24 protein-coding genes are annotated in these 24,406 nt (G+C 47.3%); 16 read left to right on the forward strand and 8 right to left on the reverse strand.

What is annotated here, in order from left to right:
• Positions 1 to 8: 8 nt before the first annotated feature.
• Entirely contained in the window at positions 9 to 749 is a 741-nt protein-coding gene (locus I1H34_RS04565; RefSeq protein WP_212664550.1) for a metal ABC transporter ATP-binding protein, read from the reverse strand.
• 258 nt (positions 750 to 1,007) lie between these two features.
• Between I1H34_RS04565 and rpsP the strand changes: the two genes are divergently transcribed.
• The 3 genes from rpsP to I1H34_RS04580 all read left to right on the forward strand — a co-directional run bounded on the left by rpsP (position 1,008) and on the right by I1H34_RS04580 (position 2,670).
• Complete coding sequence (rpsP, locus tag I1H34_RS04570) at positions 1,008 to 1,262, forward strand: 30S ribosomal protein S16 (RefSeq protein ID WP_212664551.1); 255 nt, start codon at positions 1,008 to 1,010, stop codon at positions 1,260 to 1,262.
• Positions 1,263 to 1,272: 10 nt separating this feature from the next.
• Positions 1,273 to 1,596 carry a KH domain-containing protein gene (locus tag I1H34_RS04575; protein ID WP_212664552.1) on the forward strand — a complete coding sequence of 108 codons (324 nt, stop codon included), beginning with the start codon at positions 1,273 to 1,275 and terminating at the stop codon, positions 1,594 to 1,596.
• Positions 1,597 to 1,716: 120 nt separating this feature from the next.
• Positions 1,717 to 2,670 carry a PhoH family protein gene (locus tag I1H34_RS04580; RefSeq protein ID WP_212664553.1) on the forward strand — a complete coding sequence of 318 codons (954 nt, stop codon included), beginning with the start codon at positions 1,717 to 1,719 and terminating at the stop codon, positions 2,668 to 2,670.
• Between the two features lie 37 nt (positions 2,671 to 2,707).
• Here I1H34_RS04580 and I1H34_RS04585 read toward each other — a convergent pair whose 3' ends face one another.
• Positions 2,708 to 3,607: a class I SAM-dependent methyltransferase gene (locus I1H34_RS04585; RefSeq protein ID WP_212664554.1), complete on the reverse strand. Its 900-nt coding sequence runs from the start codon at positions 3,605 to 3,607 to the stop codon at positions 2,708 to 2,710.
• A gap of 577 nt (positions 3,608 to 4,184) precedes the next feature.
• Entirely contained in the window at positions 4,185 to 4,595 is a 411-nt protein-coding gene (locus tag I1H34_RS04590; protein ID WP_212664555.1) for a tellurite resistance TerB family protein, read from the reverse strand.
• A 215-nt stretch (positions 4,596 to 4,810) separates the two neighbouring features.
• Here I1H34_RS04590 and I1H34_RS04595 point away from each other — a divergent pair, with 215 nt between their 5' ends.
• Complete coding sequence (locus I1H34_RS04595) at positions 4,811 to 5,407, forward strand: ribonuclease HII (protein ID WP_212664556.1); 597 nt, start codon at positions 4,811 to 4,813, stop codon at positions 5,405 to 5,407.
• Here I1H34_RS04595 and trmD read toward each other — a convergent pair.
• Together trmD and argB are read right to left on the reverse strand one after the other, a co-directional pair.
• The gene (trmD, locus tag I1H34_RS04600; protein ID WP_212664557.1) at positions 5,404 to 6,105 is read right to left on the reverse strand and encodes a tRNA (guanosine(37)-N1)-methyltransferase TrmD; all 702 of its coding nucleotides are present in this window, start codon (positions 6,103 to 6,105) and stop codon (positions 5,404 to 5,406) included. The two genes, I1H34_RS04595 and trmD, sit on opposite strands and share 4 nt — an antisense overlap.
• A 153-nt stretch (positions 6,106 to 6,258) precedes the next feature.
• Positions 6,259 to 7,113 carry an acetylglutamate kinase gene (argB, locus tag I1H34_RS04605; protein WP_212664558.1) on the reverse strand — a complete coding sequence of 285 codons (855 nt, stop codon included), beginning with the start codon at positions 7,111 to 7,113 and terminating at the stop codon, positions 6,259 to 6,261.
• A gap of 796 nt (positions 7,114 to 7,909) precedes the next feature.
• On the opposite strand from argB, the gene I1H34_RS04610 reads away from it, so the two are divergent.
• The 6 genes from I1H34_RS04610 to I1H34_RS04635 all read left to right on the forward strand — a co-directional run bounded on the left by I1H34_RS04610 (position 7,910) and on the right by I1H34_RS04635 (position 12,002).
• A complete protein-coding gene (locus I1H34_RS04610) occupies positions 7,910 to 8,359 on the forward strand; it encodes a hypothetical protein (RefSeq protein ID WP_212664559.1) in 450 nt (149 codons plus the stop codon).
• Positions 8,360 to 8,447: 88 nt separating this feature from the next.
• Positions 8,448 to 9,182 carry a hypothetical protein gene (locus I1H34_RS04615; RefSeq protein ID WP_212664560.1) on the forward strand — a complete coding sequence of 245 codons (735 nt, stop codon included), beginning with the start codon at positions 8,448 to 8,450 and terminating at the stop codon, positions 9,180 to 9,182.
• A 226-nt stretch (positions 9,183 to 9,408) separates the two neighbouring features.
• The gene (locus I1H34_RS04620) at positions 9,409 to 9,786 is read left to right on the forward strand and encodes a hypothetical protein (RefSeq protein ID WP_212664561.1); all 378 of its coding nucleotides are present in this window, start codon (positions 9,409 to 9,411) and stop codon (positions 9,784 to 9,786) included.
• Positions 9,787 to 9,969: 183 nt separating this feature from the next.
• Positions 9,970 to 10,260, forward strand: a complete 291-nt coding sequence (locus I1H34_RS04625) for a hypothetical protein (protein WP_212664562.1) — start codon at positions 9,970 to 9,972, stop codon at positions 10,258 to 10,260.
• Positions 10,261 to 10,501: 241 nt separating this feature from the next.
• Positions 10,502 to 11,158 carry an SDR family oxidoreductase gene (locus tag I1H34_RS04630; protein WP_212664563.1) on the forward strand — a complete coding sequence of 219 codons (657 nt, stop codon included), beginning with the start codon at positions 10,502 to 10,504 and terminating at the stop codon, positions 11,156 to 11,158.
• Positions 11,159 to 11,309: 151 nt separating this feature from the next.
• The gene (locus I1H34_RS04635) at positions 11,310 to 12,002 is read left to right on the forward strand and encodes a glycoside hydrolase family 24 protein (RefSeq protein ID WP_212666140.1); all 693 of its coding nucleotides are present in this window, start codon (positions 11,310 to 11,312) and stop codon (positions 12,000 to 12,002) included.
• Here I1H34_RS04635 and I1H34_RS04640 read toward each other — a convergent pair.
• The gene (locus tag I1H34_RS04640) at positions 11,999 to 12,253 is read right to left on the reverse strand and encodes a YlxR family protein (RefSeq protein ID WP_212664564.1); all 255 of its coding nucleotides are present in this window, start codon (positions 12,251 to 12,253) and stop codon (positions 11,999 to 12,001) included. The two genes, I1H34_RS04635 and I1H34_RS04640, sit on opposite strands and share 4 nt — an antisense overlap.
• Positions 12,254 to 12,339: 86 nt before the next feature.
• On the opposite strand from I1H34_RS04640, the gene I1H34_RS04645 reads away from it, so the two are divergent.
• The 5 genes from I1H34_RS04645 to I1H34_RS04665 all read left to right on the forward strand — a co-directional run bounded on the left by I1H34_RS04645 (position 12,340) and on the right by I1H34_RS04665 (position 18,549).
• Positions 12,340 to 14,502, forward strand: a complete 2,163-nt coding sequence (locus tag I1H34_RS04645; RefSeq protein ID WP_212664565.1) for a Tex family protein — start codon at positions 12,340 to 12,342, stop codon at positions 14,500 to 14,502.
• Between the two features lie 585 nt (positions 14,503 to 15,087).
• Entirely contained in the window at positions 15,088 to 15,774 is a 687-nt protein-coding gene (locus tag I1H34_RS04650; RefSeq protein ID WP_212664566.1) for a hypothetical protein, read from the forward strand.
• A gap of 3 nt (positions 15,775 to 15,777) precedes the next feature.
• Complete coding sequence (locus I1H34_RS04655) at positions 15,778 to 16,281, forward strand: helix-turn-helix domain-containing protein (protein ID WP_249369539.1); 504 nt, start codon at positions 15,778 to 15,780, stop codon at positions 16,279 to 16,281.
• Positions 16,282 to 16,294: 13 nt separating this feature from the next.
• Positions 16,295 to 16,837 (forward strand): IS630 family transposase, encoded by a 543-nt coding sequence (locus tag I1H34_RS04660; RefSeq protein ID WP_212663263.1) that lies wholly within the window; start codon positions 16,295 to 16,297, stop codon positions 16,835 to 16,837.
• Positions 16,834 to 18,549 carry an NACHT domain-containing protein gene (locus I1H34_RS04665; protein ID WP_249369809.1) on the forward strand — a complete coding sequence of 572 codons (1,716 nt, stop codon included), beginning with the start codon at positions 16,834 to 16,836 and terminating at the stop codon, positions 18,547 to 18,549. The genes I1H34_RS04660 and I1H34_RS04665 overlap by 4 nt, the downstream gene beginning before the upstream one ends.
• A gap of 62 nt (positions 18,550 to 18,611) precedes the next feature.
• Here the strand turns inward: I1H34_RS04665 and ppk1 are convergent, their stop codons facing one another.
• Positions 18,612 to 20,993, reverse strand: coding sequence for a polyphosphate kinase 1 (ppk1, locus tag I1H34_RS04670; protein WP_249369811.1), 2,382 nt, complete (start codon positions 20,991 to 20,993; stop codon positions 18,612 to 18,614).
• A gap of 496 nt (positions 20,994 to 21,489) precedes the next feature.
• Between ppk1 and I1H34_RS04675 the strand changes: the two genes are divergently transcribed.
• On the forward strand, positions 21,490 to 22,182 hold the full coding sequence (locus tag I1H34_RS04675; protein ID WP_212664567.1) for a hypothetical protein: 693 nt from the start codon (positions 21,490 to 21,492) through the stop codon (positions 22,180 to 22,182).
• Positions 22,183 to 22,237: 55 nt separating this feature from the next.
• Here the strand turns inward: I1H34_RS04675 and I1H34_RS04680 are convergent, their stop codons facing one another.
• Complete coding sequence (locus I1H34_RS04680) at positions 22,238 to 24,406, reverse strand: lytic transglycosylase domain-containing protein (protein ID WP_212664568.1); 2,169 nt, start codon at positions 24,404 to 24,406, stop codon at positions 22,238 to 22,240.

Genomic DNA, 24,406 nt, shown 5'->3' on the forward strand with positions numbered 1-24,406 from the left:
GTCTTGTTCTAACAGACGAAAGACTGATCACTGGGATGCGAATGCCCCAACACGCCCCGATAAGCCTGCTGCAAATTCTCAGGGGTCATCACCTTGGCTGGTAGACCATCTGCAATCAGCTGGCGGTTGAGGAGTAAGAGTCGATCGAGTTGAGACATAGACTCTCCCCAGTCATGGCTACTGACCAACAGAATTTTGCCTTGGGCTTTGAGGTTGGCAAAGACCTGGAACATTATGGCTTCCGTCGGTTGATCCACCCCATTAAAGGGTTCATCAAACAGGAAAATATCGGCCTCTTGGGCTAAGGCCCGAGCTAAAAAGACCCGCTGTTGCTGCCCGCCAGACAATTCACCAATGCGACGATGCCGCAGATCTAGCATTTCAACTTGTTCAAGGGCCGTTTTGACAATTTCTTTAGTGGCTCGACCTGGACTGCGAAACCAGCCCAACTTACGGGTCCGGGCCATCATCACCACGTTCCACACTGTAACCGGATAGTCCCAATCAATTTGTGATCGCTGGGGGACATAGGCCACCCGCTCTAGCTGATTGCACAGGGGACAGGTACAGAAGCTCACGTGGCCACTCACCGTGGGCACAAGTCCTAACATCGCTTTCATCATGGTGCTTTTACCTGCACCATTGGGACCGACAATCCCTACTAATTGGCCGGGCTCAATTTGGAAGCTAACATCATCTAACCCTCGCACCCCTCGATAATCGACGGCGAGTTGTTGGACCTTGAGCATACATACAATATGAGAATGATACTCATTACTATACCCGTTTCTTCCGAACTCAGGGCAGAAAGCAGTTGCAACCTGTGTAATTTGTCATAAAAGTTGATCAACGTTCATCCTGCTATTGCTGCTCAACCTCGTCTGAAAATAGAACCTTGATATCCATCTTTTCAATGGTATGATGGGGAATCTGAGTAAATTAATCTTGATTCCTTCAACGGAATTCACAAGCCTTACTCAAACAACCGGAGTATTTTCGACCTCAATATGATCAAACTCAGACTCAAGCGATACGGCAAAAAAAGAGCTGCTAGCTACCGAATCGTGGCCATGAATAGCCGCGACCGCAGAGATGGTCGTCCCTTGGAAGAATTGGGCTACTATAATCCCATCACCGATGAAACCCGCCTGCATGTAGATGCGATCGCAAAGCGTCTCAAAGAAGGTGCGCAGCCTACAGACACCGTACGTCGCATTTTGGAAAAAGCCAGCCTTTTAGAACCTGCCAAGGCCAAAGCCTAATTTTTAACTTATGCCTTCAACTTCTACTGCTAAGACTGATTACTCAGTTCTTGTTCGTTTTCTCGTAGAACCTTTTCTTGAAGCCTCTGAAACTTTGAGTATAGATTGCGAGACGAATGCCAGTGGTAGAGTTTGGATCCGTCTGGCATTTTCAGGAACAGATAAAGGGCGGGTTTTTGGTCGGGGTGGGCGGACCATCCAGGCGATGCGCACAGTGTTGGAGATGGCTGGCAAAGCAGCCAACCAAACAGTGTACCTAGAAGTGTTCAATGAAGGAGGGGCGGATAAACAGCCTTCTCGCCCCAAGAAGCCTCCTCAGAAACGACGCCGTTGAGTAAAAGTGTTACTCATCCAAAAATCTGTTTTTATCAGTAGCCTGACTTAAGAGCTACTGATTGTTTCCGCCATCAGACATTCTGATAGGTTTATTTCTCCCTATTCATTCCAAGCCATTATGGGACTGACGCTTCAGTTACCCAGCCCAGAAAGTGCAATTGCCCTAGCCGGAGAGCAGCAAGGAAATTTAAAGCTGTTTGCCCAACAAACTGGGGCCCAGCTGGTTTTGCGAGGACAAGAACTCCTCATTTCTGGAACGGATAAGCAAATAAAACTGTGTCAGCAGCTCATCTATTTATTAGAAGATGCTTGGCAGGCCGGGCAATCGATCTCGCCGGTAGATATTATGGCTGCTCGCCAGGTCCTCAACACCAAGCGCCAAGAAGAATGGCAAGATCTCCAGCAAGATATTTTAGCGACGACCCGTCGAGGGGAACAGATTCGTGCTAAAACGCTACGCCAGCGACAGTATATTCAATTCATTCGTAAATACACATTGACGTTTGGGATTGGTCCTGCAGGGACCGGGAAAACCTATTTGGCTGCCGTATTAGCTGTACAAGCGCTGCTATCCAATGAATATGAACGTTTAATTCTGACTCGTCCTGCTATAGAAGCAGGAGAAAAGCTAGGATTCTTGCCGGGAGATTTACAGCAAAAAGTGAATCCCTATTTACGGCCTCTCTATGATGCCCTCTATGAGTTGATTGAGGCGGAGCGGATTACCAGCTTGATGGAGCGAGGCATTATTGAAGTTGCCCCCCTTGCCTATATGCGAGGACGGACCCTAAACCGAGCCTTTGTCATTTTGGATGAGGCGCAAAACACAACGCCTGCTCAGATGAAAATGATGCTGACTAGGCTGGGCAAAGATTCACGGATGGTTGTTACGGGTGATGTTACCCAATCCGATCTACCCGTTAGCCAGACTTCAGGCTTGGCTGTTGCCCAAAAGATTTTGCAATCAATTGAAGGCATTGGTTTTTGTCACTTAGGCAAAGGCGACATTGTTCGCCACCCCTTAGTGTCTAAAATTATTGATGCTTATGAGCATTACGAGACTAAAAAATAATCTCATAATGCTCATAAGCAGAATCCTAGCTCGACTGCTAATCTTGCTGGGATTTTTGAGCAACGCACATTAAAGATAATGCTGCATCGGGAGAGAGTGGATCAATGCCCGATAAGCGTTGCCCTAAGCCATAGCGCCAGTGGGGAGACTTTCCTAGTACACCTTGTTGAATTTCTGCACCCACTGTTTGGTTATGAGGGAATAAACGGATCTGAAACCCTTTTGATTGAAGCGTCTGTGTAAAGAGTTCAGCTGTCACACCGTCACCGGGATGATGATGAATTTCAGTTTTCAAGGCAGTCAGTCTTTCTTCTGAGTCAATATGCAGACTTCTAAGAAAGAACCGATAAATAGGCAGCCGCATTTTGTAAAACATGAGGGCAAGACCTTGATAGTTCCAAGCTGAGCGTTGTGGATCATGGTCTACGATCAGAAGCCCACCTGGTTTAACCAGACGAGCCGCTTCAGCCAATACGGTCGGCATATCTTCACAATGATGCAGGGCCGCATTCAAAGCAACGATATCTGCAAATTCGGACACGAAGGGAAGATCATGAGCATCGGCTAAAACGGGGGTATAGCCGATCTGAGCTGCCATCTTGAGGGCACCTTCAGCAACATCTACCCCAATCATGGTGCGAGGAGAACCTCCGATCGAGGCATATAAGTTGCCAGGTCCACACCCAATATCTACGACAACTTTATTGTCCCAGCTGCCCATGACTGATAACCATCGATCCCGAAAGACCGGATCGCGGTGGCAGGCATCGAAATAGCTCTTTGCCCATTCTGGGTGACTGAAATAAACACTGTTTGCTTGTATCGCAGGACTGGCTTCAATCGGAGCGACCCAAATTCCATCACTGTTCTTAGTAATGGCTGCATGAGCACTAGAAAAAGGAAGTGTTGGGGAGGAAGATACTGCACTCAGAACCATGACTTTACGCTATTTGCGCTCCATTAAAGTAATTTAAGATTGACAAGCCAAAGAAGAAGTAATTATTGAAAATAATGATAAGAATTGAAGTAAATGTTCTTGAATTTGTTTGCAGATATCGAAGAAATTTACATCTGATTTTAAATATTTAACCGCGAGAAAAGAGTTAATTATGTGATCTATGTCACATGATTGCTGCGTTTGCAGCGCGATGGTTCAAAGCTAGTGCTTGCAATGCTTTATAGGTATATCTTTGGGAAGTTAGTCGTTGGTATTGATAACTTGACTTAGAAAAATTTTAGCAATAGCTAAGACTTTTCTAGAGATAAATACAATTAAATTATGAGCAGCATAGGTTTTAAGCTGATCTATTGGAATTCATCAGAGAATAAATTGAATTTGTGATTTTTGATACAAAAAAAATGGGTGTAACTATTTTTCTGTGGTGAAATATTGAAGGTGAGGTTGCTCAGAGTACAACATGCTTGATGGCATCTGTTCAGTGCAGAGTTTTGGGGATGGCTAACTCAGAACTATCAGCCAATCCCCAGATGCTCTTGAGCAGACACAACAGTGATTAGTTACTAATCCATCGTTGATAAAGCTTTTGGACAGCTCGGGTGACTGATTCCCGAAATTGGGGGGTATTGCTCGGATCGAGTTGTTGCAATTGGGTTAAAAATTTTGCTTCTTCTTGGGCCACTTCGCCATCGCTATAGATCAGGCCGCTTAAATCTTCTAAAAGCTGTTGATACGCAGATGATTTGGGTTTCTTCCCTAAATAATCTTCTACCCAGGCATAGCATTCTTCTTTGGAAACAGACCGTAATCCATAGAGCCAAGGACGTAGTTCTGGATCTTCTTCCACTCCTTTATCATGGGCAATTTTGCGCAGATAGACTTGTTCTGCTTGTTGTACCGTGCCATCTAGCCAGGCGACACCAATTAAGATCTTTAGGAGTTTGACAACTTTTGCAGGTTGAGTCATGGGTGAAGTCCTCACTGATAGATCGTAATGAAGAAGGCTTAGTTTTAGAAAAGCAGTTTGTTGGAGTTATGTCCATCCATTCCCTGAACAATATTAAATCCTCAACACCCTCTGTAAATTATGGGGTCTTTGTATTGCCTCAACCCTGGTCCTAGAGCTGAGAAGCAGCTAAGCTTTGGCCCTATAGTGGGGTTAAACTCGTACGCATTTGAAGTATGGATTATGCCTCTGAGCAGATTGCAGGTGTTGATGAAGTGGGGAGGGGGGCCTTGTTTGGCCCTGTTGTGGCTGCTGCTGTCATTCTCTCTGATGAGGCGATAGAACAGTTAGTTGCCCAAGGGATGACGGATAGCAAGAAACTATCGCCACGGCGTCGATTGTTATTGATGAAGCAAATCCGAGAGCTGGCAATAGGGTTTAGGGTGGGGATGGCTTCAGTGTATGAGATTGATCGCCTCAACATTCTGCAGGCTAGCTTACTCGCGATGCGGCGTGCTGTGCTGGGTCTGCCATCTACTCCTCAGTTTTGTTTAGTGGATGGGAATCAACGGATTCCTAATTTGCTTGTTCAGCAAAGAACAGTCATTAAGGGCGATCAATCTGAACCTGCAATCGCAGCTGCCAGTATCCTGGCCAAAGTCTGGCGTGATCAACTCATCGTGCGTCTAGATCAGCGTTACCCTGGATATGATTTGGCGTCTAATAAGGGCTATGGCAGCGCTAAACATCGGCAAGCCTTACAAGAACTCGGACCGACGTGCCAACATCGATTGTCCTTTGCGCCTTGCCAGGCCAGTTTACTTTCAGATTAAGAGTTCTCTGTTTTTTTAAGCCATTTTTGGTAGAGATCAGGTCTGCGATCGCGAGTTCGTTGGATCTGCTGTTCCTGTCGCCACTGCTCAATCAGAGCATGGTTCCCAGACCGGAGTACAGAAGGGACCTGCCACCCCCTAAACTCAGCGGGGCGAGTATATTGTGGATAATCTAGCAACTCGGCTTCAAAACTCTCTTTTTTTAAAGACTCGACCTTACCGACTGTGCCGGGTCGCAAACGAATCACTCCATTTAAAAGGGTTAGTGCTGGAATCTCACCACAAGTGAGCACAAAATCACCTAGAGACAGCTCTTGAGTGACTAACTGTTCAGCGACTCGCTCATCGACCCCTTCGTAATGGCCGCAAATCATCACTAACTGATCATAATGATTCGCTAGTTGATGAAATAGCGGTTGATTCATGGGTCGCCCTTGAGGGGTGAATAAGATAATTTGGCGGCGAGGCAGACAGGGCAAAGACTCTACCGCCGCAAAAATAGGTTCTGGTTTCATCAACATACCGACTCCGCCCCCATACACCTCATCATCAACCCGATGATGTTTATCTGTAGTGAAATCGCGAGGATTAGTGAGATGGACCTCTGCCACCCCATTGGCAAGGGCTTTCCCTAACAGGCTAGTTTTAAGAGGCGAGGTAAAGAACTCTGGAAATAAAGTGAGAATATCGAAACGCACGTTAGGAATTTCCTGATTCGCTGAAGTTATGGCACTGAAAAGAATATCGCCATCGACCCCATCAATGGGCCCAAAACATCAATTTATAGGTATGGATAGAGATATATAGGTATGGATAGAGATAATTTTTAGGTATGAAATGGAGAGGATGGACTAAGCGGTGATCATGGTCCCAATTCCAGCATCGGTGAAAATCTCTAGAAGTAAGGCATGGGGGGCACGACCATCAATAATATGGGCCGCTTGAATCCCTTGGGCTAAAGAGCGAATACAGCAGGTCACTTTAGGAATCATGCCCCCTGCCACAACATCCTCTTCGATGAGTTGACGAGCCTGGCGAATATCCAGTTGATGAATGAGGGAAGTAGCATCTTGATAGTCTTGGAGAATGCCGGGGGTATCCGTCAGCAGAATGAGTTTCTCTGCATCTAGAGCAGCGGCGAGTTCTCCAGCCACCGTATCAGCATTAATGTTATAGACTTGTCCCTCTTCGTCCGTCGCCACACTGGACACAATAGGAATATGGCCTCCATCTAAGAGGGTATTGATCAGTTGGGGATTCACCGTAGCCACCTCTCCGACAAAACCGATTCCAGACTCCCCTTGAGGACGAGCCGTCAGTAACTTTCCATCCTTGCCGCAGACTCCAACAGCCGACCCTCCAGCTTGATTAATTAGGGAAACTAGCTCTTTATTGACTCGTCCCACGAGTACCATCTCCACAACATCCATTGTCGGAGCATCGGTGACTCGTAAACCATTCATAAACTGAGGCTCAATCCCTAGTTTTTCTAGCCATAGGTTGATTTCAGGTCCCCCACCATGGACTAAGACAGGACGTAGACCAACACAGGCCATAAACACCACATCCCGAATCACCGTGGTTTTGAGGGTGCTATCTTTCATTGCCGCTCCACCATATTTAACAACGACCGTACGCCCAGCGAAGGATTGGATGTAGGGAAGAGCTTCACTTAATACTTGGACGCGATCGCTAGCGTTAAACATGCGGTTGGGTGGCAAAGAGAACAAAGCGCAAACCATTGAACAGTAACGGCTTGCCCATAGACAGCAGTTTAGCTCGTTATGGTAGTTGACCGTAAGCAGGTCATGCCATCAATTCCAACAGCTCGTTTGGCCGCTGCTGATAAAGAAAGAGTGATATCAACATTTGGCTTAAGTCATGAACTTTTCAGGTTAGTTGAACGACTAAAAGGTATCAGGCTACGAATAATTACTTTTAGAGAATAAAACATGATTTCCTCGTCAGATCATGTCATTTATAGTGAGGTGCTAGGTCTTTTTATACTCACTATTTCAATTTTCTTCATGAAATTTTCTGAGTAATGGTTAACGTCTTCTCTTAGCTATTACAACTATTTCAGTAATTATAACCCTGCAATACTCTATTTCTTTCAATGAATAGAAGTCATATTTTGTAGGTTGCATTACTTGATAAAAGATGGTTATAATTAGGTCATTAAAAGTATTTTTACTCTAATAAGTTTTATTCACTTAAGGAATGGTTAGAGAATCCTGAGAATCTTCTCAGAGTGGTTATTGTGAATACAGTGTTTAGTAGCTGTAAGCCCAATCGTTCCTGACTAAACAATCGAAAAAGAGATAAAGGAGTCATGAGTTTTCTTTGTTTCTTCCGCTTGTTTATCAAATATTTGAAGCGTTGTGATGAACTGCTTCTCAAATACTTGAAAGAATCCAAACAGGAATGGTTGCCTATTTTGTCGGTGTGCAGCCCCGATTGCTTTGATCTCTAAAAATTTATTCACCTTAAGTGAGGTTTAATATGAAAGCTCAACGCCTTCTCCCCCTTTGCTCTGCTCTTTTCTTAGGTCTAGCCGCTGCTCCTGCTTTTGCTGGTTCTGCTAGTGTTTCCAACAGCTTCTCCATTCGTGATATCAAGAATGGTCATTCTCACACAAATATTAAAGTGAAAGAGTGGTACGGCGGTATTCGTTCTGCTGGAGCCGATGCTAGCAAGGTATCTGTTGGCTACACTACGACCAACGACGGTAGCACGACTACTCAAACTCAATATTGTGGTTGGGGTTGTCAGCAATCTACCACTACAAACAACGGACTATTTTCTGAAACTGATTACTCAGTTTCCACTTCTTCTAGCTGGTCAAAAGAATATGGTGCATTCAAGAAAGACACCAATGTGCATGTCCACGAAAGCTATAACTTTGATGGCATCGACAAGACTCACACCGTTGGCTCTAGCTTCAGCTTCTAAATCAAGCTTGCTGCTTCATATTTAAGCCAAACATACGAGGGGCAGCAGCTTAGCTGCTGTCCCTTTGCTCAGCTCAGGAGAATCAATCATGCGTTATGGTCTTGGGCTGTTGAGTACATCGGTTGTGGGATTGTTGACCTTGTCGGCTGGCTCAGCGTTAGCCCAAACGACAAATAGCATCACAGTACCTAACAACTCCCAATCAACAGCTAACCCTGAAGTCAATCTTGATCAGCAGGGCTCATTAGTAAATACTCAGGTCAACAGTACAACCTTAGGACGAAGTGTTGTCGGTAACGGAATAGCAGACTGTACTAGTAGTGGTTTAAGCGTGTCTGCCTATGGTAGTGGCGTGGGCCCTTTTGATACCGGTACCATTGGTGGTGCGGTTACCTATACCCATTCTTTTGGAATGGATACCTGTAAACAGTACGCCAAGAACCAATTAGGGAAAGCGAAGCTAGAAACTTGTTTTCTATTAATTAGTAACTATTCCAAAATGGTGAAAGCAGGCATTGATGTTAGCTACACTGCCCTGATGGAAGTGGCTAATGTGGACTGTCCGTCTGTAACCGTTCGCCAAGCAGTGATTCCTCAGTCTTCCCCTTCTGCCTCGAATCGTCCGGCACCGACTTCATTGCAAGGACAGCAACCCACTCCACAAACCACCGTGGGTGAGTATGGCAATAGTTCACAGAACACTCCTCAAGCACAGCCCCCATTACCAGCAGACCCTCAACTCAAGACAGCCTTACCTAAGTCACCTTCAGAGTTGCCTGCTGTTCAAGAACCCCAACGGTTGACGGCTAAAGAGTTGATTTGATGTCGATCCAGCGGATAACACTGTGTGTTGCCTACTTTTATTCTCTGAGGCGACCTAATCACTCAAAAAAGTATTGCTGTGGATTCCTGGATTGATAATATCCCCAACACTAAAGCAAGACTGTTTATAGTCTTGAATTGCGCCAGTTACATATAACCGGTTTCAGTTCCAGGGATTGAAATATCTGGGCCATGACAAGGCACCACGAACTAGGAGGGCATGATTGATGCAACTGAAACCGATACTCTATTGTGCTGTGGCCTATGCAGTTTTCAGTACATCACCTTGCTATGCCCAGATAGTTCACGTGATGACATTTCAGAACTCATCTGGTGGCCGCCATATTAGAGAAATTACTGGGCAACAAACCCAAGATGATCAGTCTATTGGTGTTTCTCTCAATACGTCTGATGAGCGGACAACAACCCATTCTTCGTCCACTGTGAATGGTGTAACCCAAGACCAAACCTATACCTATATCAACAAAGCCAAGAGTCAGGCGGTAGAAACGGGTCATAGAAGAAGAATTGAGCGCACTCAGCTGTTTGAGGCATATGACTACTCGGACTACGCAGTCGACCACACTGTAGATTTTAGTTTTTAAGTTTGAATAGTGTACGACCCAATCATGCTTGAATTGGCTGCCCAGACACCAACATATTGTCGATCTTGCTGTCACTGTCGAGGGTGTTGACCTCATTTAGCGGCCATGGAAAATCGCTGTTCTGACCGATCGATTTTGTCTTGAATAAGTACTCCAGGGTAGTTGTTGCTAGGAGATTTAAATATGAAATCTGCAATATTTTTAACAACAGTGATTACAGGGCTGAGTATTCTGCCTGCTAAGGCTCAGACTCAAGCTTTTTTTGGGGTACCCATTGGCCAAGATGTTCCAGTAATCATCTTTTCACCTGTTACTCAGTATTATCCGAACTACTATCCAGGGCCAGGTTTTTACCAATATAGCCATTACTTTCGAAGCACTGACCATCATTTAGACTTCGATAAATATGACTACCTTCTCAGCGACGATTTGGTATACAACTTTCCGGTAGTTGGCAACTTTAATTACAAGTAATTCTGGAGCTACAAGAGAGTCATGCTATTCGTCGACAATCTGGCAATAGTTCATGCGGGTGGCGCAGACTATTGGGCTAGCCTTTCTCAGATTGATGAATGCACTGGGAATGGTGTTGATTACTCTGTCTTTCATCGGTAGAGCAATGCAGCTTTGCAATCGTTACACTGAATAGGTGGATGGCATCTGGTTAAGGTGACTTCACTTCTTTTGATTGTGACGACGCAAGGATCATACGCATATGAAAGCATTTGTGGCTGGAGCAACGGGTCAAACGGGTCGCCGCATTGTTTCTCAATTAGTTGAACGGGGAATTCCCGTGCGGGCTCTAGTTCGAGATATTGATAGAGCTAAAGAACTTTTACCAGAGGCTGCTGAGTTAGTGGTGGGAGATGTGTTGGATGCGAGTTCGTTAGAGGGTGCGATCGCAGATTGTAACGTCCTTCTTTGTGCCACCGGAGCAGCCCCAGGATTTAACCCTTTTGCACCTCTCCAGATTGATTACTTAGGGACCAAAAATCTAGTAGATGTTGCCAAGGCCAAAAAACTGGAGCATTTTGTTCTGGTCTCGTCCCTTTGTACCTCCAAGTTGCTGCATCCGCTGAATCTATTTTTCTTGGTGTTGGTTTGGAAGAAGCAAGCTGAACAGTATATTCAAAATAGCGGGCTTACCTACACCATCGTCCGTCCTGGTGGACTAAAAAATGAAGATAACGACAACTCTGTCGTTATGTCTGCCCCGGATACTTTATTTGAAGGCAGCATTCCTCGGACTAAAGTGGCCGAGGTTTGTATTGAAGCACTGGCGGCTTCGTCCTCTCACAATAAGATTGTTGAAATAGTAGCGCCACCGGAAGCCTTAGATCAGCCAATCCCTGACTTATTTGCTAGGGTTTAAATAAGCATATTGACTTAGTCTAGTTTCGATTGGAAACTATTTAGATCTAAGCAATATTGAATTCATCTACCTATCTAAGCGGCTTTATTGCTTAGGGAGTTCATCGTTGACCTCTAGTTCACCACCTAAACAGGCTAAACCTCTCCATCGAATGGCTTGGCGTTTCGGTGTTTCACTGATCTTGCTTTTGGGCCTAGGGGCATTGTTTGTGTTGCCTAAATTTGACCCCAAGAGTTTAACCTGGCCGACAACGGAACCGGGGAGAATCGCACCGCTTGCCATGTCTGGCGGCGATCCCCATTTACGGGCCTTAATGCGGACGATTTCTGCCAGCGAATCGAATGATGCCAGTCCCTATACCCTGCTGTACGGCGGTAGCCATATCGAACATTTACGGGAACATCCCGATCGCTGCATTCCTATTCGGTGGGGACCGAACCAAGGGCTGTGTACCACGGCAGCCGGGCGCTATCAATTCATTACGACCACTTGGTTTGAAACCGCAGAGAAGTACCATCCTGCCCCGACTGGAGAATGGATGTGGCGACGTTATAGTTTTGCCCCTGAATACCAGGACCGTGTGGTGCATGCTTGGTTAGATGACATCAATTATTGGGGAACTGATATTTCCCAGCTGTTAAAAGATGGCCAGGTGCAAACCGTGTTTCAGGAGCTTTCGGGAACTTGGACTAGTCTGGGCTATGGGATTGAGAGTAATAAGGTGACGCCCCACCTCATGCATATCTACGAACGAATGCTGGCGGAAGAAATTGCCTTAGCTAACGGGTTACCGACCAACTATCTGCCCACGGTTGCCAACCAGTCAGTGGAGACAACGCGCTAGGACTTAACCTCTAGCCGATCCCACAAGGACTGATAGAGACTGTCGGGCACCTTAGCTCGGAGCACTTTCGCTAACCGATTTTTCTTTTGGGCAGCTTTGAGGCAATCTTCCTGGGGACAGAGATAGGCAGAGCGTCCCATGCCTTGATCGAGCTGGATTTGATGATCGGGATAAACCCGGACAATCCGCCAAAACTCAGATTTGGGGGCAATGTGACGACAACTGATACATCGACGATGGTTGGGCTGCATGAACTAGAGAATAATCTTGAAAAGTAGCTATAGCTAGCTTACGCCTTAAACTATGGGGAGACCTAGGATCTGACGTTTTTCTGCCCATGTTGAATATTGTTCAAATACTCTCTCAAGAGCTATCGATTTCTCCTCAGCGCCTGCAAAATGCTTTGGAGTTGTTTGCTGAAGGGGCGACGATTCCTTTTGTAGCCCGGTATCGAAAAGAGCGGACCGGACAAATGGATGAGATTCAACTGCGACAACTCTCGGAACGGTTTACCTACCTGACCGAACTGGAAGAGCGCAAAAAGACGATTCTGGAATCGATTGCCCAACAGAATAAGCTGACGGAGCCCCTCAAAGTCAAAATTGAAGCCTGTTTACTCAAAACTGAACTTGAAGATTTGTACTTGCCCTATCGTCCTAAACGACGAACCCGAGCCACCATTGCTAAAGAAAAAGGATTAGAACCCTTCGCCCAATGGCTTCAAGCTCTCAATAAACCCACCGCAACCCTGAATCAAGATTTGGCAACAGAAGCCGCCCGCTACATCAATCAAGACGTTGCTACTGCCGAGGATGCTTTGCAGGGTGCCTCTGATATTTTGGCAGAAGGGATTGCCGATCAGGCTGAAATCCGCTCCCATCTGAAAAGTCGCTTCTTCCAAGTCGGTGAATTTGTGTCTCAGGTGAAAGCCAAATACCCGGAAGGGAGTACCAAGTTTGAGATGTACCGGAGCTACCAAGCCCGAGCCAAGAGCATTCCTGCCCATAATTTGTTGGCCCTTTATCGGGGCGAGACAGAAGGCATTCTCAAAGTGGAGTTGGTTATTGATGAAGAGCGCATCTTGGGCGATATCGAAGAGCGAATGACTCGCTCTAAAGTTCGAGCAGTGCGAGACTTTTTCCGAGATGTGGTGAAGGATGCCTATGCTCGCTTGATTAAGCCTTCAGTGATCAAGGAAGTTCGAGCCACCTGCAAAGCCGAGGCGGATCGCGAGTCGATCCAAACCTTTGCCACCAATTTACGGGAACTGCTGCTGTCTAGTCCTGCGGGGATGAAGCCCACTTTGGGGATTGATCCAGGGTTTCGCACAGGCTGCAAAGTGGTTGCTCTAGATAATACGGGAAAATTTTTGGAATACCAGGCGATTTTCCCTCACCAGGCAGCGGGACAGCGAGACCAAGCAGCTAAAACCGTTGCTCGCTTAATTCGGACCTATAGCATTGACCTCATTGCCATCGGCAATGGGACAGCGGGCCGAGAAACGGATGCCTTTGTGGCTGATGTCTTAAAAACCTTGGACTGCAAGCCCATCAAGGTAATGGTGAACGAGTCGGGCGCTTCGATTTATTCGGCCAGTGAGATTGCCATTGCCGAATTTCCTGACTTAGATATCACGGTGCGCGGGGCGATCAGTATTGCCCGCCGCCTCCAAGATCCTCTGGCAGAGCTGGTGAAGCTCGATCCAAAGTCTATTGGGGTGGGCCAGTATCAGCATGATGTGGATCAAAAGTTGCTGAAGCAAAAGCTAGAAGAGACGGTGGAAAGTTGTGTGAACTATGTGGGGGTCGATTTGAATACGGCCTCGAAGGAATTGCTGACGTTTGTGTCGGGAATAACAGGGGCAATAGCAAACAATATCATCACCTATCGCAACCAAAATGGAGCTTTCAAAAACCGTAAGCAGATCCTGAAAGTTGCCAAGCTAGGTCCCAAAGCCTTTGAGCAAGCCGCTGGATTTTTGAGGATTCGGACGGGGGAGAATCCCCTGGACAATACTGCTGTCCATCCCGAAAGCTACGGTGTAGTCAAGACGATTAGTGCAGATCTAGAGTTACCCCTGAGCCAAATTGCGGAGATTCCAGCGCATCTTAGACCGGGTGATCTCAAAACCTATGCGACGGACACGATTGGTGAGCCTACCCTCAAAGACATCATGGCAGAGTTGGAAAAACCAGGCCGCGATCCACGGGCTGAATTCAAATATGCCACTTTCAAGGAAGGCATTACTGAGTTAACAGATCTCAAGCCTGAGATGCAGTTAGAAGGAATTGTCACGAATGTCACCAACTTTGGGGCTTTTGTGGATGTTGGGGTACATCAAGATGGTTTGGTCCATATTTCGCAAATGGCGGACCAGTTTGTTAAAGACCCTAAGCAGATTGTGAAAGTGGGGCAAGTGGTGAAGGTGCGGGTGCTAGAGGTGAACCAGAAACTCAAACGCATTGGTCTATCGATGCGCTCTACCTCTAACAGAACATAGCGTTCGCTGCTTGTTGGGGTAGCCAGAGCCAATCGTTCAAGCGGGTCAGGATGTATAAAAGGGCAGGGAGTTCAAGTATGGCTATCTTTAGACTTATGCATCGTCATCATCGCTTTTATCTGACTTATTCTGGTGATGATTTAGCCAAGTGATAAGTGCCTTGCCCCCTAATGAGGATACAACTAGAGCGATGTCAAACATACGGTCTTGTTGCTCCGAAAGAGTGGGCTTATTGGCTAACTGAACGGCTTTACTACCTGTGCTAAGGGTAAAGCATAACAAGGTAGTGATAATGAGCCTAGAGATAGCTGTCGATTTGTTGTGTCGCATCATGAACTCCGCGATTTGTTTGCATGAGTCCATAATGCTGGAAAAATCTTTGAAGTTCAGTCCCTGAAAGGGTTCTGATGGAGATGGCTTGAGGATGAGTTTGGTATGAGATTAATCGCTTTCAGATCTACCGCAGAATTATCAGTCACTTGATGGAGGGATTAGCAGTGTCTTGTCGGAAATTAAACGACTTCCTAGTTGGTAGGATGTGCTGATTTTCATAGGTAAAATATTGGCAAGCTATGAGATAAATAAATGGCATCAAGATCTATCTCAGCCACCACTGAAGGCTGTAGAAAGGCTACAAATGCTCGTACTGGAAAAGGGTGGAGTAATGAAGATCTTGCCAGTAAAGTCATTATTCAGGGTAAAAAGACTACTACTGGAATTGGTATTGCGACCGTTAAAAATTTTTTTGCTGGTCAAAATGTTGATCGAAAATATTTTGTAGGAATTTGTACCGCGCTAGAACTAGATTGGGAAGGCATAGCAGGTTTAAAGGCGGTCTCAACAAAAACTGAATCTACACTGCATGTAGACACTATCGAAACACTTGTTCAAACGATTCGCCAAAAGGTAAACGCTGATATTCACAATCGCTGCGGCACGATGCGGGTGCTGGATATGGAGCAGCCCATTGGAATTGGGGAGATTTATACCTGCGTCAATATCCTTAAGAAACTGTCTGGAAACCAGCGTCTAGGGGTTAAGGAGCTATGGCAAGACTGTAATATTAACAACTTTGATCGCTTGATGTTGGGGCAGGTAAGTGTTGAGCGCGTACCGGGATTAGCAGCGGTTGAATGGCATAACAAGCTGATGATCTTGGGCAAGCCGGGGGCAGGCAAGACCACTTTTATGAAACGACTGGCAACCCAATGCAATCAAGGGAAGTTTGATACCAAATCCGATTTATATAACTCCGATATAATTCATAATTAGAGAATGCCAAGAAAACTGTATCTCGAACCTCATTTTTCGCCTGAGGAGCTGAAGTCTCATTATCGGGCCAGCCAAGACCCAGTAGAATCGCGCCGCTGGCATCTGCTGTGGCTCGTCAGTGAGCAAACAAAGCTAACTCAAGCAGCCCAAGTGGTCGGTCTCAACTACGATTACGCCCGAGAAATTGTTAGAGAGTATAACCGCAATGGAGCTAATGGATTACGCAACCGACGCAAAGATAAACGACCTTACCAATCTCGCAGTCTCCTGACTCAAGACCAATGTGCACAATTGTCGACTCGTCTCCAAACCCCACCTGCCGACGGTGGTCTATGGAACGGGCCAAAAGTAGCACAGGTCATCGCCCAAATGACAGGAGTTGAGAAGGTTTGGCCCCAACGAGGTTGGGACTATCTCAAGCGATTGGAGCAGTCCCTTCAATGCCCACGTCCTCATCATCGTAAAGGCGACCCAGAGGCACAAGCCGCCTTTAAAAAAACTGCCTGAGTGCAAAGCAGAATTGGAGCGACGCTATCCTGATGCTCAAGTCGAAGTGTGGTCTTTTGATGAACACCGCTTAGGCCTTAAACCCATCATTCGAAAGATCTGGGCACCTGTAGGTCAGCGTCCGATTGCTGAGGTGGACCATCGCTACGAATGGGCCTATCTTTATGGATTCGTTCACCCCGCAACAGGCGACACTGAATGGTTCATTCTGCCTCGGGTGAATGGAGAATGGTTTAATCAAGCCCTGCAAAGCTTTGCTCAGCAAGTTGGAGCGGGACAGCACAAACAGATTCTTCTCGTTCTAGATGGTGCAGGATGGCATACCTGTAAAAATCTGGTGGTACCTAAAGGCATTCATCTGAAGGTTTTACCTCCCTATTCTCCAGAACTACAGCCCGCTGAACGATTGTGGCGGCTAGCGGATGAACCAATCGCCAATCGATGCTTTGAGACCCTCGATGCTCTCGAAGATGTGCTCGAGGAGCGCTGTCGAACTTTAATGACCATGCAATCAGACATTAAAGCTCTCACTTACTACCATTGGTGGCCAGTTTGACCGATGAGATATTTCAGGGGTTAATAAGTCGGATTTGGTATGAATCCGATAGGATTCCTGTATTTGTCACCCTTAAAGAATTTTCTGAAGCTCTAGGTAAACCTGATTTGCAAAGCTATGTTGCTCAGCAATGGGAAGCTTGTAAAGTTGAGGGAACTAGCCTTCCCCAGGTCTTAGATGCTGGGCGTGTCTTAGTTTTGCTAGATGGTCTAGATGAGGTGCAGGACGAAGAACATGATCGTGTGTTGCATTCAATTAAAGGATTTACGGAACAGTTTCATAACTGCCAGTGTGTAATGACATGCCGGATTGCTGCTCGTGAATATACGTTTGAGCAGTTTACGGAAGTGGAAGTTGCCGATTTTAAGCAAGAGCAAATAGAAGACTTTGCTACCAAATGGTTTGGGGCCAGGCAAGATCCTGACAAGGGTGAAAGTTTTATCAAACGCTTGCAGGATAATAAGCCGATTCAAGAGCTAGCCACCAATCCACTGTTGTTGACGTTGCTGTGTTGGGTATTTGGTGAGGCCAATGATTTTCCCCTTAATCGGTCGGAGCTGTACAAGGAAGGACTAGATGTTCTGCTGAAAAAATGGGATGGCAAACGTAATATTGAACGCGATCAGGTCTACAAAAAACTGTCCTTGAAGCGAAAAGAAGATTTGCTCAGTCAATTGGCCTATCAAACTTTTGAGAAGGGAGATTACTTTTTTAAACAGAACGTTATTGAAAAGAAAATTATTGACTATATCTGTAATTTGTCAGGTGCTAATGAAGATGAAGAAGCGCTTCAACTAGATAGCGAAGCTGTGCTCAAGTCCATTGAAGCCCAACATGGCTTGCTGGTGGAACGGGCTAGGGGGATTTATTCCTTCTCGCACTTGACTTTTCAAGAATATTTCACGGCTAAACAAATTACCTGTCCTACTTCTCAACTTCCTAAAGCCCTAGAGAATCTCGCCAAACATTGTTTGGAAAAACGTTATCGAGAGGTCTTTTTTCTTGTTGTAGGGATGTTGCCTGAAGCCGATGATTTTTTCAGGCTGCTCAAAATTCAGGTTGATCAGTTAATGGCTGATGAACCTGAACTACAAAAGTTTTTAGCTTGGGTTTCTGGAAAAGCTCAATCCGTTAAAGTTGACCATCAATTGGAAGCAATTCGAGCTTACTACCTCGACCTCTCCCTCGACCTCTTCCGCTCCCGCTCCCTCGACCTCGACCTCTCCCTTTCCCTTTTCCACTCCCTCTCCCGCTCCCTCGACCTCTCCCTCTCCCGCTCCCTCGACCTCCCCCTTTTTCGCCCCCTTTCCCTTGACCTCAACCTCTCCCTCTTCCGCTCCCTCAACCAACTAGCCAAGAGTGAGTCAAAAGAAAAAGATGATCCTGAAATCATTATTAAATTGAAAGCCTTGCAATCCCAACTCCCTGATCCACAGGATATTCAAGCTGTCAGTACTTGGTGGACAGAGATGGGAGAGTCATGGATTAAAAATTTGCGTCAAGTCATGATTGATCATCGCAATATTGGCCATGATTGGCAGTTCACCCCAGCCCAAACAGAAAAACTGCAGCAGTATTTTGAGGCTAATCAATTAGTAGTTGATTGCCTCAATAGTGATTGCTATGTCACCAAGGCAATGCGCCAAGAGATTCTGTCAACCTTGTTGTTACCGATGAGTGAGCTAGAGGAGTTGCCCAATTTAGCGAATTGAAAGATGCCTTTAGATGGCTGGCAAAAACGACTGTAAGGGGCAACCTTGATGCCAACTTTCAGTTAATGCAATAGACAGTGGGCATACTGGGTTGCCCGCTGCATTAACAATTCATGGGTCGACCGTTCTGGTTCATCCGGCCCAGGACGCCGTTGAACAAACGTTCCATCGGACTGCAAATCCCAAGCTTGGCGATTGTCCGAAAGCATAATTTCCAACAACTCCCGCAGCTCTGCCACTAAAGCTGGATCCTCGATGGGTACTACCGCCTCCACCCGCCGATCTAGATTGCGCTGACGCCAGTCCGCACTGCCAATCAGCACCGTGGGTTGCCCTTGGTTGTGGAAATAAAAGATGCGGTCATGCTCCAAAAAGCGACCAATAATACTAATTACACTGATCGTCTCGCTAATCCCTTTCAGTCCAGGTTTGAGACTACAAATGCCCCGCACAATCAGATCAATCTTGACCCCTGCCTGAGAAGCCCGATACAAAGCCCGAATGATTTTTGCATCCACCAGAGAATTCATCTTGGCAATAATTCGACCCGAATTCCCCTGCCGTTGGTGATCGACTTCGCGATCAATCAATTCCAAGATGCGATCGCGCAAATTCACCGGAGCCACCAACAGCTTCCGATAGCTTTGGTGCCGGGAAAAACCCGTCAGATAGTTAAACAAATCCGTCAGATCCGCCCCCAAGTCATCTCGACAGCTCAGTAACCCTAAATCCGTATAGAGTCGAGCCGTTTTCGGGTTGTAGTTGCCGGTACCGATATGGACATAGCGGCGAATTTTCTTGCTTTCTCGCCGTACCACCAGGGCAATTTTGGTGTGGGTTTTCAGGCCCACCAATCCATAGACCACATGGACGCCGACTTTCTCTAACTTCCGAGCCCAGACAATATTATTCTCTTCATCAAACCGCGCCTTTAGCTCCACCAGAGCCACCACCTGCTTGCCATTCTCCGCCGCCGCAATCAGGCTGCTGACAATGGGAGAACTGGTCAGCCCCCCGTCCGCCGCTGTCCGATAGAGGGTCATTTTAATCGTCAGCACATTGGGGTCATGGGCGGCTTGGGTAATAAATTTTTGCACCGTCGCCGTAAACGAATCATAGGGATGGTGGGCCAGCAGATCGCCGCCCCGAATCACCGAGAAAATATCCGTGGGTGGTTCCTTGATGCTTTTATCGGGTTGCCCATTGGCCGCGACCACCGGCATCTCTAACTGTTCCACCTTCCGTAAGCGTGTTGGCACAATGGGGGTCCAAGGGGCTTGCTGCAATTGGGGGAAGGGCAGAAAGCCCAGCCCCATCAGATCGCTTAAACTCAGTAGGCCCTCGATGTGATACACATCGCTTTCATCTAGCTCTAGCTCTCGCATCAGAGTCTGACAGATAAAGTCTGGGGTTCCCGTTTGAATTTCCATCCGCACCACAGATCCAAAGCGGCGTTTGCGCAGTTCTTCCTCAATGGCTAGGAGTAAATCATCCGCTTCATCTTCTTCCAGCTCCAGATCGGCATTTCGGGTAATCCGAAACGGGTAACAGGCCTGAATGGTCATGCCTGGAAATAGAAACTCTAGATTTTGGGCAATCACCTGCTCAATGGGCACTCCACTCCAGCGGCAGGTCGAGCAATCACAGCTGTTCTCCGGTAACTCAATAAACCGAGGCAGCATACTTGGCACTTTGACTCGGGCAAAATGCCCATCGCCTGTTTGGGTGTCTTTGACCAAAACCGCTAAATTCAGACTGAGATTGGAAATATAGGGAAAGGGATGGCCAGGGTCCACGGCCAATGGGGTTAAGACGGGAAAAATCTGATCTAGAAAATATTGATGGAGAAAGGCAACTTGCTGCGGATTGAGATTGTCATAGTCGAGCAAGCAAATATCCTCTTTCGCCAGTTCAGGCTTGAGAAATTCAGTGAAGTACTGATGTTGTTGCTGAATTTCAGGCTTCAACTCCTTATGAATGGCGTCGAGTTGAGCTTGAGCCGTTAGTCCATCTAAGGAGCGCTGGGTGACCTGAGCGGCAATTTGTTGCTTTAAGCCCGAGACCCGCACCATAAAGTACTCATCTAAGTTGGAGCTGTAAATGGCCATAAACTTGAGCCGTTCTAGCAGCAACGTGCGCTCATCAAAGGCTTCATGCAAAACCCGTTGATTAAACTTCAGCCAGCTGATCTCACGATTGAGGTAATAGGCTGGGTCGCGAAGATTAATCTCTGGCGGAGGGGCTACTGGGGGCTTAGGAGGCGGAGCAGGCTCTACACTATTGGCTTGACTCGCTGCCATAATCCGGTCTGCATCAGCCTGACTGACAGAGCTGCTGGGAGTGGTGGCCTCGATGTGTAAGGTGTGGCTAAGGGCGAGCACTTCTTTGGAGCTTCGCTGCAGCTCCCGTGCCAAGGTATAAATTCGAATGCTATCTGAACCCATGGGTGTGTAGTTATCTGGAGTGGTCTAAGTCAGGGAATCTGGTGGCTGGAGCAGAATCGCTTAGGGTTTGATTTTGCGGGTTATAGGTAAAAAATACGTTAAGCCGGATCACTCCGTTGCAGCTATCGTTACATAGGTTTAACGCTTACCCGGTATCGATAGAGGTTGAGGCTTCGGACCATAAAGACCGATCTTGTAGGACTGAATGCCTAACTTTCGGCAATAGATACATCATTTTCAATCCTAATAGATGTTAGAGATTGTGGTCGGTGATCATGGGGCTGTTGCCGATGGAACAAGCCTTTTTGCTGCATAACACTACCAATTTTTTTGAATATTTTTTGACAAAGGTAAAGATTATTAGTGCGGGTCCTAAGATGCCGATGTTATATTTAAATCTCTGCTGGGGGTATTCACTGATGACAGTGGTTTTATTTGAACGTATTGTTCATACTTTTTCGCTACGACCGACTCAACAGCAGGTGCAACATCAATCATGGTCCTTACCCAACCGAATCTAGCCATGCCCTCTCACAACTCTGATGACTCACTTTCAGATAGTGAACTTATTCAAACCTTTGTAGAAGGGTTTGTACAAGGCCGTCCTGTCTTACTGTCCAACGCCAATCTGCGCACTGAGCCGTTGTTCGACAGTATGCAGCTGATTGACAATAAAGAAGGTGTGATCTCGACGGCGAACCTCAGCCAAGCGCCCATCTCGGCTAAGATCCGTCCCGTATCAGCCTATTGGGGCGTGCTTCATGACGCCATGATGGAGCAAAGCTTTTATCCCCTTGCCAAGAGCGATATGAGCGATTGCTACATTTATCGCTACTGTGCGCCTTCCAACGATTATGAAATGCACTGCACTACTGCCCGAGAACTGTGGCGGGTGTGCTGGGGACGTGGCTATAGCGTCCGGTCTGGTATTCCTTTGGATTTGATGATCTGGGGTCATGGCCCTACCAGTCATCGAGAAAAATGGCATGCCCTACGCAATATGGAATGTGAGAATGGCCAATTAGCCATCAAGATTCTAGGAGGCACCATCCGGGTGGATGGCGAAGATCTAGTGGTTTGGGCCCGTAAAAATGCCAGTACCCGGCTATCTTCCGTGAATCGGCAAGATCGTGATGGCCAGAGTCCTTTGAGATCAGGTATGCGGGGATATCTCCGGTTGAACAACTGATCGGATGACGAGGTATCGATAACGGCCTCTTCCATTCCAGACTGTAAAGGTTGACCTACTGGGTCTGCTCTTTCATCACCGCTTGGATTTGGGGATTGTAGAGCCTTAGATAGTTCCAATAGTTCTCGGAGACGGATTTGACGTAGTTCTTCGTCTCCGGAAATGGGATGTCTTCGACAAAGACATCGACATCCGTGACGGAGTTTTGCTTAACCCATCGATCCACGTTGCCCGGGCCGGCATTGTAGCTTGCGATCGCAAGCATGGAATTGTCGTTATAGTTGCGGTGGGTATAGTCCAGGTACCAGGTGCCAAGATTGATATTGTCATCAATTCCATCGATCTCATAGGTTTTCAAACCCGCTTTGCCACTCACCCAGTCTGCCGTTTCTGGCAGTACCTGCATCAGGCCGACGGCCCCCGCCACCGAGCGGATTTTGGGTTGGAATCGAGATTCCTGCCGCATTAAGCTAAGCACCAGGAACGGATTAAGATTGCGCTGGTTGGACCATTTACGAATGGGAGTGAAATAGGCCAAAGGAAATAATGCCTGTTCAAAGCCCGGATGGTCTTGCCATTGTTCGACTAGTTTTTCCGGATCTTTTTCCTCCCGCGCCCGAGTTTCCAGATTGGCCAGCATATAAATGCCGTCTAGATATTCCTCGACCCCCAGACGCAGCAAGCCATCCGTGAGCTGCTCCGATAAGCTGGGTTCCTGGCGATTACGAAACTCCCATTGCCAGCGTTTCCAAGCCGTTTTGTTTTGTCCGAGCTGGTATAGCTCTTGCAGGGCTGGAGACCCAGCGGCTAAGGGCAGTTGGGTGCTGGGAAAGCGAATTTGCGGTTGAAACGAGCGAATCGACGTAAAATCGCCGACGTTCCAGCCAGATAGTACCGCCGCTCGCCAGGCATAGTAGGAGTCAGGATAGGTCTTCCAGAGGGTTTGAAAGGCCGTTTGCCGCTCACCAGCCGTGGTGGCCCATTTCCCGGCCCAGAACACGGCGGTCGCGGCCTGGGGACTATTGGGGTTTTGGTCTTGGATTTCCAGGGCTAATTTGCGGGCACCCGCCAGGTTTCCTGCTTTTTGTTGCCGTTCTGCCTGCCGCCACCGCAGGGCCGCCGCATCGTTCGTGGTGGAAAACTGTTGCAGCAAGGTTTGCTCAAGGGTGGAAGACGGCTGCTTGGCCTTTTCTAGCCGCTGAATGCGCTCCCCGAGGATTTGGGCGGCTAAGTTGGGCTGCTGCTCCTGACTGAGCTGCAAGGCGCGGTCATAGTGCTGGGCTGCTTTGCCCAAGTCTGTCTCTAGACTGGCGAGCTTGCTCAAGGCTAGGGGCGTTTCCTTGGCCTCGGGGTAGGCGGCAATCATTTTTTGATAGGCGGCAATCGCTTTTTTCTTTTCCCCCCCTAACTGCAAGCCTCGTGCGCCTCGATAGGCCGTTTGGGAGGTTTGGGGAGCTTGGGCATAGGCTAGTGCCCCTTCCTTATAAATTTGTTTTTCCCAGTATCCAAAGGCGATGATTTGCCAGTCAGCAGGCTTGAGCTGGCCTTTGAACTCCTTTGTCAGCTGGGTTAAGTAATCCCCATAGTTAGTTAAAAACAAGCCATGCTCCGCAATCAGCATTAGCAGCTTTAACTGCTTGGGCTTTTTCTTTAACTGCTCCACGGCAATCTTCACGGTCTGGGGATGGCCAGGGAAGTCGGTGATGGCTTGCTGCCACAGCTCCGGCTTTTGCTTGCCCAGTGCAAATAAAGCTTCTGCTGCTGCAGGCTCTTTTGCATAATCGGCAATGATTCGCTGCCATGTCCCTGTGGCTTTCTCAGTTTGTCCCGCTAGGGTTTGAGCCTCAGCCTGAAGGACGGCGATATGGCTAGCCAATAGGGGGTAACGCTCTTCCAATCCCTCTAACCAGCGCAGGGCTTCTGCTCCTTGCTGCAGGTCAATTAAGTCCGCAGCTAAAACATACCGGGCCTGATTCTGTTCTTGGGCTGTGCCCTGTTGAGCTAGCTGCTTAAGGGGATCTAAACGCTGCTGGGCGGGGAGGGGCCGTAACGCCACTAGGGCGGAATTGGCGGGGGAAACCTGTTGCGATCCCAGGGGCTGATCCGTAGATTCCAGCTTTGGTTTGAGAAACAGCCAGGCCAACCCCAAGACAAGGGCACTGCTGAGCCCCATGGAGATAATCCAGGGAGCTAAGCGTTTCAAAAAATTGGGAGAACTGCCCAT

The sequence above is a fragment of the Acaryochloris marina S15 genome (assembly GCF_018336915.1).
Classification (GTDB): domain Bacteria; phylum Cyanobacteriota; class Cyanobacteriia; order Thermosynechococcales; family Thermosynechococcaceae; genus Acaryochloris; species Acaryochloris marina_A.

What these genes read in the sequence shown, in the direction of transcription:
- I1H34_RS04650 (WP_212664566.1), top strand. Translation starts at nt 15,088, where the DNA reads ATGGCATCAAGATCTATCTCAGCCACCACTGAAGGCTGTAGAAAGGCT.
- I1H34_RS04630 (WP_212664563.1), top strand. Translation starts at nt 10,502, where the DNA reads ATGAAAGCATTTGTGGCTGGAGCAACGGGTCAAACGGGTCGCCGCATT.
- I1H34_RS04640 (WP_212664564.1), bottom strand. Translation starts at nt 12,253, where the DNA reads ATGCAGCCCAACCATCGTCGATGTATCAGTTGTCGTCACATTGCCCCC.
- I1H34_RS04645 (WP_212664565.1), top strand. Translation starts at nt 12,340, where the DNA reads ATGTTGAATATTGTTCAAATACTCTCTCAAGAGCTATCGATTTCTCCT.
- I1H34_RS04635 (WP_212666140.1), top strand. Translation starts at nt 11,310, where the DNA reads ATGGCTTGGCGTTTCGGTGTTTCACTGATCTTGCTTTTGGGCCTAGGG.
- I1H34_RS04590 (WP_212664555.1), bottom strand. Translation starts at nt 4,595, where the DNA reads ATGACTCAACCTGCAAAAGTTGTCAAACTCCTAAAGATCTTAATTGGT.
- ppk1 (WP_249369811.1), bottom strand. Translation starts at nt 20,993, where the DNA reads ATGGGTTCAGATAGCATTCGAATTTATACCTTGGCACGGGAGCTGCAG.
- I1H34_RS04615 (WP_212664560.1), top strand. Translation starts at nt 8,448, where the DNA reads ATGCGTTATGGTCTTGGGCTGTTGAGTACATCGGTTGTGGGATTGTTG.
- I1H34_RS04565 (WP_212664550.1), bottom strand. Translation starts at nt 749, where the DNA reads ATGCTCAAGGTCCAACAACTCGCCGTCGATTATCGAGGGGTGCGAGGG.
- I1H34_RS04620 (WP_212664561.1), top strand. Translation starts at nt 9,409, where the DNA reads ATGCAACTGAAACCGATACTCTATTGTGCTGTGGCCTATGCAGTTTTC.
- I1H34_RS04610 (WP_212664559.1), top strand. Translation starts at nt 7,910, where the DNA reads ATGAAAGCTCAACGCCTTCTCCCCCTTTGCTCTGCTCTTTTCTTAGGT.
- I1H34_RS04655 (WP_249369539.1), top strand. Translation starts at nt 15,778, where the DNA reads ATGCCAAGAAAACTGTATCTCGAACCTCATTTTTCGCCTGAGGAGCTG.
- I1H34_RS04680 (WP_212664568.1), bottom strand. Translation starts at nt 24,406, where the DNA reads ATGGGCAGTTCTCCCAATTTTTTGAAACGCTTAGCTCCCTGGATTATC.
- I1H34_RS04595 (WP_212664556.1), top strand. Translation starts at nt 4,811, where the DNA reads ATGGATTATGCCTCTGAGCAGATTGCAGGTGTTGATGAAGTGGGGAGG.
- I1H34_RS04625 (WP_212664562.1), top strand. Translation starts at nt 9,970, where the DNA reads ATGAAATCTGCAATATTTTTAACAACAGTGATTACAGGGCTGAGTATT.
- argB (WP_212664558.1), bottom strand. Translation starts at nt 7,113, where the DNA reads ATGTTTAACGCTAGCGATCGCGTCCAAGTATTAAGTGAAGCTCTTCCC.
- rpsP (WP_212664551.1), top strand. Translation starts at nt 1,008, where the DNA reads ATGATCAAACTCAGACTCAAGCGATACGGCAAAAAAAGAGCTGCTAGC.
- I1H34_RS04575 (WP_212664552.1), top strand. Translation starts at nt 1,273, where the DNA reads ATGCCTTCAACTTCTACTGCTAAGACTGATTACTCAGTTCTTGTTCGT.
- I1H34_RS04580 (WP_212664553.1), top strand. Translation starts at nt 1,717, where the DNA reads ATGGGACTGACGCTTCAGTTACCCAGCCCAGAAAGTGCAATTGCCCTA.
- I1H34_RS04585 (WP_212664554.1), bottom strand. Translation starts at nt 3,607, where the DNA reads ATGGTTCTGAGTGCAGTATCTTCCTCCCCAACACTTCCTTTTTCTAGT.
- I1H34_RS04675 (WP_212664567.1), top strand. Translation starts at nt 21,490, where the DNA reads ATGGTCCTTACCCAACCGAATCTAGCCATGCCCTCTCACAACTCTGAT.